Genomic DNA, 14,435 nt, shown 5'->3' on the forward strand with positions numbered 1-14,435 from the left:
CAGGAATGCGCATTCGGGCTAGGGCGTGTCATGCGCCTGTCATGGCTATCGGTTTGTAAGGGGCGACGCCAAAGCGGCATGCGAGGGCCTCCCTGTGGGACAAATGCGATCGGTCTGCCTGTTCCTGCTGACATGCGCTGTCGCGGCTTTGCCGGCGGCAGCGCAGGCCCACAGGCAGCATATGGCCGATATCAGCCTGGCCGAAGCCATAACGCGTCTGGCTGAACAGACCGGTACGATCATCATTGCGCAATCAGCGGATCTGGCTGGGCTCGAGGCTGCTCCTCCAGACGCTGACATGCCGGTGGGCGAGGCACTTGCCGTCCTGCTGTCGGGTACGTCGCTGACCGGTCAGGAAGATGCCGGCGGCGTCTGGATCATACGGCGCAGGAGCCCTGAGCAGCGCGCGGCCAGTGCCGCCGAGCTCCAGCGCGTCCGGCTGTCTGCGCCGGTCGCCGACCTGCCGCGCATCTATGACACAATCATCGTGACCGGTTCCCGCAGAGGCGCCGAGGCCGTCCAAAGCCTGTCGCCGGTGGACATATTGGACCGGGCGGATCTGGCTGCGCCGGTTTCGGATGATCTTGCCGACATACTGGCCGGCACGCTGCCCGGCTTTTTCGTTCAGCGCCGTCCCCTCAGTGATGGCGCGGTCTTTGTCAGGCCTTACAGCCTGCGCAATTTGTCGGCCGACCACACGCTGATCCTGGTCAATGGCAAGCGGCGCCATCGATCGGCCATGCTGAATGCCGGCGGGGCGCAATCTCCCGACCTGTCCAAGATACCGGCGCATGCCATCGCGCGGGTCGAAATCCTGCGTGATGGCGCCTCGGCCCAATACGGATCCGATGCCATTGCCGGGGTCATCAACATCATTCCCCGTGAGGATGCCCGCCTGGAAGGCTTTGCGCAGCATAGCCGGTACTATGAGGGCGATGGCCGCCAGAAGCGGCTTGGCCTCGGCGGCGGGGCAACCGGCGCAAGGGGCCATTTCCGGTTCAGCCTCGACTATAGTGATGCGGCGCCGACCTCGCGTGCACGCCAGCGCCTCGATGCCCTGCAATATCTCGAAGCCCATCCGGAGGCCGAGATTGACGATCCTGTCCAGAAATGGGGGCAGCCGGAACGCGAGGATATCCGCGCGCTCCTGACGGCCAGGCTGGCGAGCCGGGCCGGGGACATACGTGCGCTCATCAATGCGAGCCAGGGGCAGGGCGTGAGCGATTTCAACTGGCGCAGCCCCGAAACGCCGAGCGTCTATGCGCCCGGCATGGCCTTTGGCGACTGGTCTCTCAAGCAGGTCTATCCCAATGGGTTCACGCCGCAATTCGGGCAGGATGAGCGCGACCTGTCTGTCGTGCTCGGGATCGAAGGCGCACTGGGCAATGGCGTGTCCCATGAGGTCAGTGTCAGCTTCGGGGAGAACCGGATCGATTACTTCCTGTATGACACGATCAATGCCTCGCTCGGCCCGGACAGTCCGACCCGGTTCGAGGCAGGCGGCCTCCGGCAACAGGAATTGAACCTGAATGCCGATTTCCGGGCGCCGCTTGCGGCGCTCTCCGGTTCAGGCCGGCCCGGCCATCTCGCCTTTGGCGTTGAGCACAGGCTTGAACGCTACGGAATTGAGGCCGGAGAGGCGGCCTCATTCGAGATCGGGCCGGGGGCGGTGGATGGGCTGACATCCGGGTCAAACGGGTTTCCGGGATACACACCGGACCAGGCGCGGACGCATGACCAGTCCAGCTGGGCCGGCTATGCCGATGCCGAGATGTATCCGGATGGGCGCAGCCAGATCGGGCTTGCCCTGCGGCTGGAGGCGTTTGACTCATTTGGCAGCCAGTTGAACGGCAAACTTTCCTTTCGCCGGGATATGACAGCCGGCCTTGCCTTGCGGGCGACGGTCTCGTCCGGGTTCAAGGCACCGACTCCGGCCCAACTCTATTCCGAACGCACATCGCAGGGCGTTGCCCCCGACACGCTGGATGTTTTCACAAATGGCCGGTTCAGCCCGACCGGTCCGGTCGCAGAAATTGTCGGCATGAGGCAGGATGCCGACATCCTGCCGCTTGCCCCGGAAACATCGGTGAACCTGTCCGCCGGGCTGGTCGCCCGGCCAGCCAGGGGGCTGATTGCCAGCGCGGATGTCTATCATACGGAAATCCGTGACCGGATCTTCATATCCGACAACTACACCCTCGATCCCGGCGAGCGCGCCCGCCTTGCCGGGCTGGGCGTGCCGGGCGGAGAAAGCATTACTGAGGTCAGCTTCTTTCAGAACAGTTATGACACGCGCACCTATGGCATCGATTTCGTCCTCGATCATGAGCGCCGCCTTGCCGGCGGCGACCTCTCCCTCGGCCTGTCTGCCAATTACAACAGGACCGAAGTGATCGATGCAGCCTTCGACGACACGCCGTCCCGGCTTGCCCGGTTTGAACGGCTCTATCCCCGGTTTTCGAGCCACGCATCGGCGCGTTATCGCCGGGGGAGACTCTCGCTGGATACGCGTCTCAGATGGATCGGCCCATGGGTCGATTATACAGGCCAGGACAGCGCGCTCATCCAGGAGTTCGGCTCTGAACTGTTCCTCGATGCAAGTGTATCCGTCGATCTGACAGAGCATCTGACCTTGCGCCTCGGGGCTGAGAATATGTTCGATGAATATCCGGACGAAGCAAGGCTGGAAGCCAGCAAGGGGCTGATCTATTCGCGAAACGCACCCTATGATACCGATGGCGGCCAGTATTATCTTCGCCTCGATGCGCGCTTCTGAGCGAAGGCCTCAAGGGATGCAATCAGGCGCCAGGCCGGAACGGGAGCGCCCATGAGCGCAAGACTGCGCATATCCAATCGCGATGCCCGCAGGCTCTGGCTCTCGGCCCAGTGGCTGGCGGCTACCCCGACCGGACCGCTCGATCTGGATGCCCTGATCAAGGGGCTCGGTTTCGTGCAGATCGATTCCATCCGGGTCGTGTCGCGGGCCCACCATCATATTCTCTGGAGCCGTAACCAGAATTATCGCGAACCCATGCTGGGCCGGCATATGAGCGAGCATCGCCGGGTCTTTGAGCATTTCACTCATGATGCGTCGCTTATCCCGATGGATTTCTATCCCTATTGGGCCCGGCAGTTTGAGCGGCTCGAGAAAAAGGTGCGCGGCTGGCAATGGCATCGCGGCATGCCAGAGGAGGGGGGGCGCCAGGCGATAAAGGCCAGAATAGAAGCCGAAGGGCCGCTCAGCACCAAGGCATTCGATACAAAGACCAGGGGCGAGACGGCAATGTGGTCACGCCCGCCTCACAAGCTGGCGCTTGATTACATGTGGTATGCCGGTGAGCTGTCGACCGCGCACAGGGAGAATTTCACCAAATTCTACGACCTCACCGAGCGAGTCATTCCAACAGACCTGCGCGAGCAGGACATACCGGACACAGACCAGATCGACTGGCTGTGTCGCGGCGCGCTGGACCGGATGGCCTTCGGCACAGAAGGCGACATCCAGCGCTTCTGGGAGGCGGTCGACAGAGCAGAGGCAAGACAATGGGCCACACGCACTGCCCAGGACCTTGTCCCGGTCGAGATCGAGGGCGCCGACGGGACCCTCCGCCCGGCCATCGCGCCCAGTGATATCGAATGCCGTCTCGATACGGCACCCGCCCCGACCAGCCGCTTGCGCATTCTCAACCCGTTCGATCCTGTCATCCGCGACCGGACCAGGCTCGCGCGCCTTTTCGGCTTCGACTATCGCGTCGAGATGTTCGTCCCGGCCGCAAAGCGCATATGGGGCTATTATGTCTACCCCCTGCTGGAAGGTGACAGGTTCGTCGGACGCATAGACCTCAAGGCAGATCGCAAGGCCGGTACACTGACAGTCCAGAATATCTGGCCCGAACCCGGTATCACATGGACCCCCAAGAGAATGACAAAGCTCCAGGCCGAACTCGACCGCCTGGCCCGTTTCGTCTCTGTCAACGACGTAGTCTGGCACTGCGCCGAATGATCGCCTCAATCAGCCGCTATGATGATCAATCGGACATTAAGTTTGCCGACAACGGCGAGGTCTTATCCAAAGTTTGGGCGACAGATTCGCTTTATTCCTTTTTCTTTGCTCGGATCACTCCATTCCTACCAGCTCGGAAACGAAGCAACTGAATCTAGTCGTGTAAAATGAGATGTAGTTCACCTCTGACGGCTTCCGGAAGCTTCTGGCGAGCGCAGTGGACGCTAAAGTGCACGAAAAGATTTTCGGTATTGTGTAGCGTCTGGGATGTGCTTCATCATGTTCTCCATGACGGAATTCAGGTTATCTCGCGGTCTCTGTGCCATTGTAGGCGATAGTCTTTCAGGCTCGCACGCCACTCTGGACGCACTCTTTATATCTAGCGGTGCGCCGGGCGATCCGCCGGACCTGGCTCACCATTCGAAATGGAAAGAGTGGCTATTTCGAGCAGGGCAAGATCCTGACGTGGATAGCCTGCGAGTGCTAGGCAATATTCTGGAAGAGTTCATGGATGTTGAGCCAGTTGACGAGGACTCGCTTGAACAATGGAAGCAGAACCGCGAACGCGTAGAAAAGGCGCTCTCCGACAATGGGTTAGAATACTATCAGGGGGGGCGGGTTATTCCGAACGGCGGAGCGATCCAGCCACAGACTAGCGAGAACAAGTCCAGCACACCGATGAGTACGGATTGCAGTATTGGGCCAAATTCGGTGGAGGATTTGCTGGCAATTCTGGTGCGCGGTTTACCGCGTGCAATGTATCCGTTGTCGCACCGTAGAAAGGGCGCGGAATCACTTACTTTTAGCAACGAGTACGATGTGCAAGACCTTCTGCACGCGATGTTAAGACCGTGGGTTGCCGATGTACGTGCCGAAGAGTTCACGCCTAGCTATGCCGGGGCCAGTACTCGGATGGATTTCCTGCTCCCGGGTCATAGCACCGTGATCGAAACGAAATTCGTTCGAAACGGTGCACACGCCAAGAGGATAGGAGACGAGTTGATTATTGATATAGCTCACTACGCAGCCCATCCCGATTGCAAATATCTTTGGTGCGTTGTCTACGATCCGGACTGCCTTATAAAAAACGTTGGTGGGCTCATGTCCGACCTAGAAGGCGACCATTCCATCGGATCTGGCCGAGTGTCTGTTCGTGTGGTTATTGTTTAAGTAGATACGATGTCAGTCTTGGAGCATTGGAGACGTTATCTCCAGCTACCAACTCACAGGTCTAATCTTCTTTGGAATCAAGCAATGCGCTCGCTTCGACATTGAGAGCGATTGCTATTCGTTCAACTACATCCAGCGAAGCGCTGTACTCGCACCGCTCCAGCAGACTGACATAAGTTCGATCAATTTCCGCGAGATCGGCCAAGTCTTCTTGGGAGAGGCCTCTTGCGTTGCGTATCGCCCTTAGGTTGGCAGCAAAGATTTGGCGTAGTCGCATTTTGCGACATGAATCGATTGCAGAGTATACAGCCACGGAGTATACTCGGAATCATTCGCAATCATTGGACGAGGGTGCGTTTTGTCTACCCTAGGTGCACACACATTGTATGAGCGCATTAGTTTCTGCCTGATGCCGACATTTAAGCAGTTGGCGGTGTCTGCGGGGCAGAGACGCCCATGACCCACCGCGCCCTGACCTCGAACCTCACCCCGCTCCTCCGTCAGGCTGGGCCGTCGCCGCATGCCAGCCTCGAGATCCGCGCGCCCTTGCGCCCGCAATCTCCCGTGCCCAGCGCCGCACTGACGGAGCTCTATCGCACGCATCGCGCCGAACTGATCCGGTTCGCCCGGATCCGCATCCGCCATGCCAGCGATGCTGAGGACATCGTCCAGGAGGCCTTCCTGGCTGCCGCCCGCGCCTATCCGGACCGGGAGGCAAGGGAGCTCAAACCGCTTCTCTTCACCATGGTGCGCAATCTCTCGATCAATTATCTCAAATCCGGGGACACCAAACGCCGCAAGGCTTCCGAGACGGTCGAGGATGTGGCCGGCCGGCTAGCCTGCGAGGCGACCCAGGCGCCGGAACAAATCCTGTCCTCCCGCCAGCAACTCGCTTTGGTCGAGGCGGCGCTGGCCAGCCTGCCGGCGCGCCGGCGTGAAGCGCTCCGCCTGCACCGGTTCGAACATCTCTCCCACAAGCAGATTGCCGCCCGGCTCGGCGTCTCCCCAAGCACGGTCAAATCTGATATTGCCATGGCGGTGGCGGAGATGGCCGAAGCACTCGCCCGCACGGAGCGGGCAGGCGGCGTCTCCCGCTGAACGGGGCCGGGCCGATGACAGAGGATCCAGGAAGCGACAGCGCGCGCCGGCTTGCGGCAGCCAGATGGCATGCCGAATTGCAGGCCCCGGATGTCGACAAGGACATCTGGGACGCCTTCCTGGCCTGGGAGGCGGCAGATCCGGCCAATGCAGCCGCCTATGCCGAAATCGAGCGGGCGGTAGAGCTGCTGGACCAGACCTCACTGGCCGGGGCAGGCGAGAGGCCTGCGCGGGGGCGCACCTCCATTCTCCTTCTCGCAGGGGCCGCGCTCGCCGCCGCGCTCCTGCTCACCCTGTTCGTGTCCGGCATGGCGCAGCCCGGCGTCCCGCCATTTGAGGAGACATATGTTACCGAGATCGGGGAACGGCGCGAGATCCGGCTCGCCGATGGCAGCGAAATTCATCTGAACACGAACAGCGCGCTCGAGCTCCGCTTCACAAAAGATGCAAGACAGCTCCACCTCCTGCGCGGCCAGGCAAGGTTCGATGTGGCGCCGGAACCGCGCCCATTCGAGGTGAGAGCCGGCCCGACCGGCACACGCGCCCATGGTACCGCATTTGACATAAGGCTCGATGAGGATGAGGTCCGCATCGCCCTGATTGAAGGGCGCGTCACCATAAGCTCAGAAAACACAGACCCGGTCGACCTCTCTCCCGGCCAGCAGGCCCTCGTCGCGCCGGACACACCACTCACTGTCTCAAAGGCCGATCTTGATGCGATCAGCCAATGGCAGACCGGAAAGCTCTACTTCGACAATGTCCCCTTGGCTAAGGCGATTGCGGAAATGAACCGCTACTCCACCACGCAAATCCTCATCGAAGACACGGATCTCGCCGCCGAGCGCATAAGCGGCGTCTTTGAAACAGGCAAGCCCGAAGCGTTCGCAAATGCCCTTGCTCTCTATCTGGAGGCAGAAACACGTCACGAGGCTGGCCGGATCATTCTGTCCCAGGTCGGTGAAGATCGGTCAACGGAGTAGGACCGTTTTCTCTTACTGTTGCAATCGCCAGTTTGAGGGAGAAGATCATTGGGGTCGATTTTGCGCGAAGGCAGGCGGAAACCCAACTGGAGAAAGTGAACGCAACACTGCCCCCGGTCGAGCAGCAACTCGTATCACGCCGGGAATAGGCCGAGACCGGGTACGCCCCGATGATCCAGGTCCGGGATCTGGAAGTGAAGGCGACAAGTCTCCGATTTGATGCTGGACAAGGAGAGGCTCCAGGACGTCATTCACCGATAGCTTCAAGGCCTGCGCGACGTCGAGAGCTGGTGGACGATCTCAGGGTGATCTGAAAGGTCAGCGCACGGTGCGCCGGGAACGTTCTGCGGGCGGTGCTCTGCCCCATTGAAGTGGTCCATCGGAATAGTTAGTCCGGCGGTAGCCATACCGGCCGAACCGTTCAGCCAGGTGAATGATGGCTGCTGTCAGCACATCCTCGTCCTGGCGTGGCACACGCGGCTTGCGCTGAGAGGAACGATGCTGGCCGATCACGGTGAAGCGGATCAGAAATCGCATCGCGATTTCCCGCGAAACGGCCCGACACTCGGTTGCGCCGAGTGTCTCCACCACATGATCGACCGCTTCGCGCTTGCATGAAGGGCTCAGAACTTTCCCTTGATGACTTCCGGCAGGATCTGGGTGTCGAGAGTCAGATCAGAGATCGCCCGGTGAAGCCGTTCATTCTCCTTCTCGATCTCCTTCATCCGTTTGGCCTTGCCAACCTACAGCCCGCCATACTCCATGCGCCACCAATAGTATGTCTGCTCCGTCACCCTGATCCAACGCACAGCCTGACCCGCCGTCTCTCTCCGCGCGAGGCGAACCTCCACCTCCCGCAGCTTCGCAATAATCTCTTCAGGCGTAGATTTCTTGCCCATGTCTCAGTTGCATATCTGAAGCCGGAACCAACTCAAATAATGGACCAGCCTTGTGGGGGCAGACCAGCGACCAAGGATCGCCGATCATTGATCGGTTTTTTTGCTTTACATTTGTATCGGGACGGGCTTTGTAGAGAGTGCATGCGTTTACTGGCGGTCTTTCTGTGCGCGATTCTGGCGACTTCGACATTTCTGTCGGGGGCGGCGCATTCGCACGCGCATGTTGATGAACTGGTCCATTATCAGACCGTTGATCATCATATTGACGACCATGACCTGGAAGAATTTGACCGGTCACACTCGGAGAGTGAGCCTTCGGATCTGGACTATACAGACCATCCGGCAGAGCTCCATTTCGTTGCTCTGGCGTTGCAACCAGTCGACGGCGTGAAAGCAATCGTTCCTGCGTTCGTGAGACTATCAGCCAATTCTTCGATTTATCAGGGGCCCATTCGCGCTAAAGAGCCCGATCCTGACCGGCTTCCAGCCTGAACATTCTGTCGTGCACTGGCATCGATTGTGATGCCGGAGCTTTTTTGTTCAGCCTGGAGTAGGTTTTCATGGCAATCAAATATTTCGGCTGCGCCCTTGCGGTGGCGTTGCCTCTCCTCCCTGTCAGTGCACAGGAATCCGCCTGCAATGCAGGTAAGCAAGGCGAGATACGAACGTTCAAGGAGGTCGTTCAGTCCGCGCTTGAAGCGGATCTGCGCCCGGCTCTTGCGGATCAGGCCGTCGCCGTCGCTCGCACTGACAAAGCGATCGCGGATCTTCGCCCATTGGACTCGCTCAGTCTCGAGATCGAGAACTTTCCAGGGATTGGTCTTGCAGGCAATATTGACAATCTTGAAATAACCGGTCGTTTCTCCCGTGTCTGGGAACGGGGAGGAAAGCGAGAGGCCAGGCAGGCGCTGGCGCGCGCGGGAGTTGCCTTGGCCGAGACCGAGCATGACATCATCCGTCATGATATCGTGCACGTCATCGAAACGCTTTACATAGAGGCCGCCCTGCTCGAACAGCGGGCACAGCTCGCATGTGATCGTGTCGAGATTTCGTCTTCAATGAAGGAAACCGTAGATCGCCGGGTCGACGCCGCTCGGGATCCGGTTCTTGCGCAGGCCCGGTCACTTACTGATCTCGCCCGTGCTCAGAGTGAAGCGGCCGCCTATCGACGCCTTGCACAAGAACGTCGCCTGGCGATTTCTGGTATGTGGCGGAGTACGGAAGATTTCGCAATTGAACCAGATTTTGTGAAACGCCGACTCGAAACGGCACGCCTGGAAATCAATGAGGTCTATTCCCCTCAATTCGAGAAGCTGCAAGCAGAAGACCGGCGGCTGACGGCGGAAATCGAGTTGAAAAAAGCAGAAAGCGTGCCTGATCTTACCTGGAGCGCCGGAGTCCGCAAGTTTGGCTATCAGGAAGACATGGGGGTTGTTGGCGGGATCTCTATCCCGCTTGGCACCCGCACGCATGCGACGGCCCGGGCCGCGAAGGCACAAGCTCAACAAGGACTGATCGCTGCGCAGGAGCGGGTCCTGCGTCAGCAGTTATTGCGCGAGGCGGTTGGTTATCAACGCGCGGCTCAAAATGCCCTGGAAAGCATGTCTGATATTGATGAGCGCCTGTTGCCGGAAGCCATACGCGCGCTGGAATTGGCCCAGGATGGATACGGCCGCGGCGCATTCTCCTATCTTGAAATCATCGATGCGCAACGAACGCTTGCCGAGTTGCGCGAACAACGGCTCGGCCATGTCGAGACGTTCATTCTCAACGAAGCCGCTCTTGCCCGGGTTACAGGACGGGAAGACTGGCAATCCCTGGTGGAGACGAACCAATGAGTCCTAAAATTTACCTTCCATTGCAGGCCGCAGGGGTCGCAGGCCTGCTGGCCGTGTCATCATGCGGCGGCAGCAACGCTGTGCCGGAAACGGATAGAGAGGAGGCAATGGCGGAAGCGCAGATGGAGCTCGAAGCGCCGGAAGGTCCGCATGGAGGCCGTCTTCTTGAAGCTGGCGGCCTGTCTCTTGAAGTCACCATTTTCGAAACAGGCATCCCTCCTGAGTATCGCATTTACCCGTTTCTGAATGGGCAGCCGATACCCCCCTCTGAAGTGGATCTTTCTGTTCGACTGGATCGTCTTGGAGACAAGGATGATGTTTTCACATTTAGTCCGTCACAGGACTTCTTGCGAGGGGATGGTGTTGTGACGGAGCCTCACTCGTTTGAGGTTTTTGTGGATGCGACATTTGAAGGGAAACCTTATTCCTGGAGTTTCGAATCATTCGAGGGGCGGACATCGATTCCCGACGATACTGCCGCTGAAATGGGAGTTGAGACAGAAGTTGCAGGTTCGGCGACCATTCAGAACGTGTTGGCGCTGTCGGGAATCACAGAATTGTCCCCGTCAGCTTTCGCTGAAGTGCGGGCGCGCTATCCCGGTCCAGTCCAGTCCGTCAGCGTTGGAGTGAATGACGTCGTCCGGGAAGGACAAACGCTTGCGCGCGTCGAGAGTTCATCCAGCCTGCAGACCTACTCGGTGACGGCGCCCGTGTCGGGAACCGTGCTCGAACGCAATACGAATGTCGGCGATGTAGCAGGGGATCAGTCCCTCTTTACACTTGCAGATCTCAGCCAGCTGGAAGCACGGCTTCACGTCTTTCCGCGCGATGCCGGAAAAGTGAAGGTTGGCCAGAAAGTACGCGTTGGCATAGCCGGCGCTGAAGAGGTGTACGAGACCAAAATTACCCGGTTCCTCCCGGTCACAGGGGGGGCGACGCAGACGAGGATCGCCGTGGCTCCGGTACCTGTTGATGCGGGTATGGTGCCTGGCATGAGGGTGATGGGGGAAGTCGTTACGGGCGAAACCGTCGTCCCGCTCGCCGTGCGGGAATCCGGCCTGCAGAGTTTCCGGGACTTTACCGTTGTCTACGCAAAGGTTGGAGAGACCTATGAGGTCCGGATGCTCGACCTCGGCGCCAGCGACGGAACATATGTGGAAGTGTTGGGCGGCCTGGCAGCGGGGACGGAATATGTCTCCGAAAATTCGTTTCTCATAAAAGCCGACATCGAAAAGTCCGGCGCAAGTCACGATCACTAGGAGCCCATCATGCTTGAGAGTATAATTCGTTTCTCGATCAGTCAGCGGTGGTTGGTGCTGGCCCTGGTGTTCGGGTTGGCCTCGCTAGGAATCTACAATTTCAATCGCTTGTCGATTGATGCGGTTCCGGACATCACCAATGTCCAGGTTCAGATCAACACGGAAGCCCCAGGCTATTCCCCGCTTGAAACCGAACAGCGGATCACTTACCCGATTGAAACAGCCATTTCCGGTCTTCCGGATCTGGACTATACAAGGTCGGTATCCCGCTACGGACTTAGTCAGGTCACGGTTGTCTTCGACGATGGTACGGACATATACCGGGCCCGGCAGCTGGTGTCCGAAAGGATCCAGGCTGTCCGTGCTACACTGCCGGAAGGGGTGTCGCCCGAATTGGGACCTATCGCCACCGGTCTAGGCGAAATCTACATGTATATCGTTTCGGCTCGGCCAGATGCCCGAAATGACGCCGGTGAGCCATATACTCCAATGGATCTGCGGACCTTCAATGATTGGGTTGTCCTCCCCCAATTGCGGACCGTGGAAGGTGTCACCGAGGTCAATACAATTGGTGGCTTCAAGAAGGAAATTCACATTCTTCCTGACCCAGCCTCATTGTCTGGCTTCGATCTGACATTGGCTGATATTATCGAGGCGGTTGAGGCAAACAATGCCAATACCGGCGCGGGCTATATTGAGCGACACGGGGAACAGAATCTGATCCGAGTTCCCGGCCAGGCCAGTACCCTGGACGACCTTCGGGATATCACTGTCAAGGATACGGGTGCCTATGGCGTGAAGCTTTCGGACGTCGCAACAGTCACGGTTGGCGAAGAGTTGCGTACGGGGGCTGCCACCCAGAATGGGAACGAGGTTGTTCTGGGAACTGCCTTCATGCTGGTTGGTGAGAACAGCCGAACCGTGTCGGTCGCGGTCGATTCCCGGGTAAATGAAATTCGGCCGGGCCTGCCTGACGGAATCGAGATTACACCGGTTTACAATCGGACCAATCTTGTCGACGCCACGATCAAGACCGTCGAGAAAAACCTCGCGGAAGGTGCGTTGCTGGTCATTGTGGTACTGTTCCTTCTGCTTGGGAACATTCGTGCGGCGCTGATTACAGCCGCCGTAATTCCACTTGCCATGCTCATGACCATTACGGGCATGGTGGAGAATGGCGTATCCGGCAATTTGATGAGCCTCGGTGCTCTGGACTTCGGCCTGATTGTCGATGGCGCCGTGATCATTGTGGAAAACTGCCTGAGGCGTTTCGCCGAAGAGCAGGGGAAACTGGGTCGTCTGTTGACGCGTGACGAACGGTTTTCTCTCGCTGCGCAGGCCTCGAGCGAGGTCATTCGTCCCTCCATTTTCGGCGTCATAATCATTACGGTTGTCTACTTCCCGATATTTGCGCTTACAGGCATCGAAGGGAAGATGTTCCATCCGATGGCGTTTACAGTGGTTCTTGCCCTGACATCAGCTCTGATCCTTTCATTGACCTTCGTCCCGGCAGCGGTCGCGTTGATTGTACGCGGACGTGTAACGGAAAAGGAAAGCTTTGTGATGAAGGGTGCAAAGTGGCTGTACAGACCTGCGCTCAGTCTGGCCCTGAAACAGCGATATGCCGCTGTGTTTGCGGCGATCGGGCTGGTTCTGGTCGCGGGTTGGGGGGCAACCCGTCTTGGGTCAGAATTCATACCCAATCTCGATGAAGGCGATATTGCGCTGCATGCCCTTCGCATTCCCGGGACCAGCCTGTCCCAAGCGATCGAAATGCAGGAAGCGCTTGAGGCGCGTATCGTGGAGGTCCCGGAGGTAGAACGTGTTTTTGCCAAAATTGGCACCCCGGAAATTGCGACGGACCCGGTCCCGCCAAGCGTAGCGGATACGTTCGTGATCATGAAACCACGAAAGGCCTGGCCCGATCCGCGCAAGCCCAAGGCGCAAATCGTTGCCGAACTCCAGGAGCTGGTCGAACAGATTCCGGGAAGCAAGTACGAGCTCACCCAACCGATTGAGATGAGATTCAATGAACTTATCTCCGGTGTGCGGGCTGACGTTGCAATCAAGATTTATGGAGATGATCTGGAAGTTCTGGAAGAGACGGCAGACCGGATCCAGGAGATTGTGGCGAACACGGCGGGAGCGGCCGATGTCCAACGTGAACAGGTCACGGGCTTGCCCATTCTCTCCATCCATCCGGATCGCAATGCCCTGGCACGATATGGTCTGAACGTCGGAGATATCCAGAGTGTCGCCGCAACAGCCTTGGGCGGAGATGTAGCCGGGCGGTTTTTCGAAGGAGACCGTCGTTTCGATATCGTCGTGAGATTCCCGGAGCATCTGCGCACGGACGTAACAGCAATCGAACGGTTGCCCATTCCGTTGCCGGAGGGACGGCGATCCGAGGACGGCGTCATGTTCATTCCCCTGTCTGAACTCGCAAGTGTCGAGATTGCACCTGGGCCAAATCAGGTGAGCCGGGAAAACGGCAAGCGCAAACTGGTTGTGACGTCCAATGTCAGGGGGCGGGACCTAGGGTCCTTCATCGTCGACTTGCAGGCCAGTGTGTCAAGGGGAGCTGAATTGCCTTCAGGATACTGGATCGAGTATGGCGGAACCTATGAGCAATTGGTGTCAGCCAGTCAGAGATTGTCCGTTGTCGTTCCGATCGCGCTGTTGATGATCTTTGGGCTGTTGCTGATGCTTTTCGGGACAGTGAAGGATTCTGCCATCGTGTTTTCGGGAGTGCCGTTGGCCTTGACAGGCGGGATAGCAGCTCTGGCCCTTAGGGGGATGCCTTTCTCGATCTCGGCTGGCGTGGGATTCATCGCCCTGTCTGGGGTCGCGGTCCTGAACGGCGTGGTGATGCTGAGCTTCATCCGCCAGCGCCGGGAGCGAGGGGAGTCGCTCGATGAGGCCATTTTCCAAGGTGCGTTGCAGCGACTGCGACCCGTGCTGATGACAGCACTTGTTGCCAGCCTCGGCTTCATCCCCATGGCCTTCAATGTTGGATTGGGAAGTGAAGTGCAACGACCCCTGGCCACGGTTGTGATCGGAGGGATATTCTCCTCAACCCTTCTGACATTGCTGGTGTTGCCGGCGCTCTATCGGATTGTACATGCCGGCGAGCGAAAGAAGGGGGTGGCTCCGGTTGGCGCGAATTCTGTTCCCGCTGAGTGAAGTCT

At 58.7% G+C, this 14,435-nt stretch carries 12 protein-coding genes; 9 read left to right on the top strand and 3 right to left on the bottom strand.

The window, feature by feature from the left end; genetic code table 11:
• Window positions 1-181: 181 nt before the first annotated feature.
• The 3 genes from HF955_RS14570 to HF955_RS14580 all read left to right on the top strand — a co-directional run bounded on the left by HF955_RS14570 (window position 182) and on the right by HF955_RS14580 (window position 5,173).
• Window positions 182-2,776, top strand: coding sequence for a TonB-dependent receptor (locus HF955_RS14570; protein ID WP_291076064.1), 2,595 nt, complete (start codon window positions 182-184; stop codon window positions 2,774-2,776).
• 51 nt (window positions 2,777-2,827) lie between these two features.
• Window positions 2,828-4,003: a crosslink repair DNA glycosylase YcaQ family protein gene (locus tag HF955_RS14575; protein WP_291076066.1), complete on the top strand. Its 1,176-nt coding sequence runs from the start codon at window positions 2,828-2,830 to the stop codon at window positions 4,001-4,003.
• Window positions 4,004-4,282: 279 nt separating this feature from the next.
• The gene (locus tag HF955_RS14580) at window positions 4,283-5,173 is read left to right on the top strand and encodes a hypothetical protein (RefSeq protein WP_291076068.1); all 891 of its coding nucleotides are present in this window, start codon (window positions 4,283-4,285) and stop codon (window positions 5,171-5,173) included.
• Between the two features lie 61 nt (window positions 5,174-5,234).
• On the opposite strand, the gene HF955_RS14585 is transcribed toward HF955_RS14580, so the two are convergent.
• Window positions 5,235-5,450: a helix-turn-helix transcriptional regulator gene (locus HF955_RS14585; RefSeq protein WP_291076070.1), complete on the bottom strand. Its 216-nt coding sequence runs from the start codon at window positions 5,448-5,450 to the stop codon at window positions 5,235-5,237.
• A 179-nt stretch (window positions 5,451-5,629) separates the two neighbouring features.
• Here HF955_RS14585 and HF955_RS14590 point away from each other — a divergent pair, with 179 nt between their 5' ends.
• Together HF955_RS14590 and HF955_RS14595 are read left to right on the top strand one after the other, a co-directional pair.
• Window positions 5,630-6,271, top strand: coding sequence for a sigma-70 family RNA polymerase sigma factor (locus HF955_RS14590; RefSeq protein ID WP_291076072.1), 642 nt, complete (start codon window positions 5,630-5,632; stop codon window positions 6,269-6,271).
• A gap of 14 nt (window positions 6,272-6,285) precedes the next feature.
• On the top strand, window positions 6,286-7,251 hold the full coding sequence (locus HF955_RS14595) for a FecR family protein (RefSeq protein WP_291076073.1): 966 nt from the start codon (window positions 6,286-6,288) through the stop codon (window positions 7,249-7,251).
• Between the two features lie 318 nt (window positions 7,252-7,569).
• Here HF955_RS14595 and HF955_RS14600 read toward each other — a convergent pair whose 3' ends face one another.
• Window positions 7,570-7,788 (bottom strand): hypothetical protein, encoded by a 219-nt coding sequence (locus tag HF955_RS14600; protein WP_291076074.1) that lies wholly within the window; start codon window positions 7,786-7,788, stop codon window positions 7,570-7,572.
• A gap of 206 nt (window positions 7,789-7,994) precedes the next feature.
• Window positions 7,995-8,150, bottom strand: a complete 156-nt coding sequence (locus HF955_RS14605; RefSeq protein ID WP_291076075.1) for a hypothetical protein — start codon at window positions 8,148-8,150, stop codon at window positions 7,995-7,997.
• A gap of 141 nt (window positions 8,151-8,291) precedes the next feature.
• On the opposite strand from HF955_RS14605, the gene HF955_RS14610 reads away from it, so the two are divergent.
• From HF955_RS14610 to HF955_RS14625, 4 genes are all read left to right on the top strand, one after another.
• On the top strand, window positions 8,292-8,642 hold the full coding sequence (locus tag HF955_RS14610) for a hypothetical protein (RefSeq protein ID WP_291076077.1): 351 nt from the start codon (window positions 8,292-8,294) through the stop codon (window positions 8,640-8,642).
• A gap of 68 nt (window positions 8,643-8,710) precedes the next feature.
• A complete protein-coding gene (locus HF955_RS14615; protein ID WP_291076079.1) occupies window positions 8,711-9,988 on the top strand; it encodes a TolC family protein in 1,278 nt (425 codons plus the stop codon).
• Window positions 9,989-10,095: 107 nt separating this feature from the next.
• The gene (locus HF955_RS14620; RefSeq protein WP_291076081.1) at window positions 10,096-11,247 is read left to right on the top strand and encodes an HlyD family efflux transporter periplasmic adaptor subunit; all 1,152 of its coding nucleotides are present in this window, start codon (window positions 10,096-10,098) and stop codon (window positions 11,245-11,247) included.
• Between the two features lie 9 nt (window positions 11,248-11,256).
• Window positions 11,257-14,430 (top strand): CusA/CzcA family heavy metal efflux RND transporter, encoded by a 3,174-nt coding sequence (locus HF955_RS14625; protein WP_291076083.1) that lies wholly within the window; start codon window positions 11,257-11,259, stop codon window positions 14,428-14,430.
• Window positions 14,431-14,435 lie beyond the last annotated feature (5 nt).

The sequence above is a fragment of the Hyphomonas sp. genome (assembly GCF_017792385.1).
In the GTDB taxonomy this organism is placed as follows: Bacteria; Pseudomonadota; Alphaproteobacteria; order Caulobacterales; family Hyphomonadaceae; genus Hyphomonas.

Coding starts and splice junctions, on each gene's coding strand:
- HF955_RS14610 (WP_291076077.1), top strand. CDS start 8,292: ATGCGTTTACTGGCGGTCTTTCTGTGCGCGATTCTGGCGACTTCGACA.
- HF955_RS14620 (WP_291076081.1), top strand. CDS start 10,096: ATGGCGGAAGCGCAGATGGAGCTCGAAGCGCCGGAAGGTCCGCATGGA.
- HF955_RS14595 (WP_291076073.1), top strand. CDS start 6,286: ATGACAGAGGATCCAGGAAGCGACAGCGCGCGCCGGCTTGCGGCAGCC.
- HF955_RS14585 (WP_291076070.1), bottom strand. CDS start 5,450: ATGCGACTACGCCAAATCTTTGCTGCCAACCTAAGGGCGATACGCAAC.
- HF955_RS14605 (WP_291076075.1), bottom strand. CDS start 8,150: ATGGGCAAGAAATCTACGCCTGAAGAGATTATTGCGAAGCTGCGGGAG.
- HF955_RS14600 (WP_291076074.1), bottom strand. CDS start 7,788: ATGCGATTTCTGATCCGCTTCACCGTGATCGGCCAGCATCGTTCCTCT.
- HF955_RS14615 (WP_291076079.1), top strand. CDS start 8,711: ATGGCAATCAAATATTTCGGCTGCGCCCTTGCGGTGGCGTTGCCTCTC.
- HF955_RS14625 (WP_291076083.1), top strand. CDS start 11,257: ATGCTTGAGAGTATAATTCGTTTCTCGATCAGTCAGCGGTGGTTGGTG.
- HF955_RS14580 (WP_291076068.1), top strand. CDS start 4,283: ATGTTCTCCATGACGGAATTCAGGTTATCTCGCGGTCTCTGTGCCATT.
- HF955_RS14590 (WP_291076072.1), top strand. CDS start 5,630: ATGACCCACCGCGCCCTGACCTCGAACCTCACCCCGCTCCTCCGTCAG.
- HF955_RS14575 (WP_291076066.1), top strand. CDS start 2,828: ATGAGCGCAAGACTGCGCATATCCAATCGCGATGCCCGCAGGCTCTGG.
- HF955_RS14570 (WP_291076064.1), top strand. CDS start 182: ATGGCCGATATCAGCCTGGCCGAAGCCATAACGCGTCTGGCTGAACAG.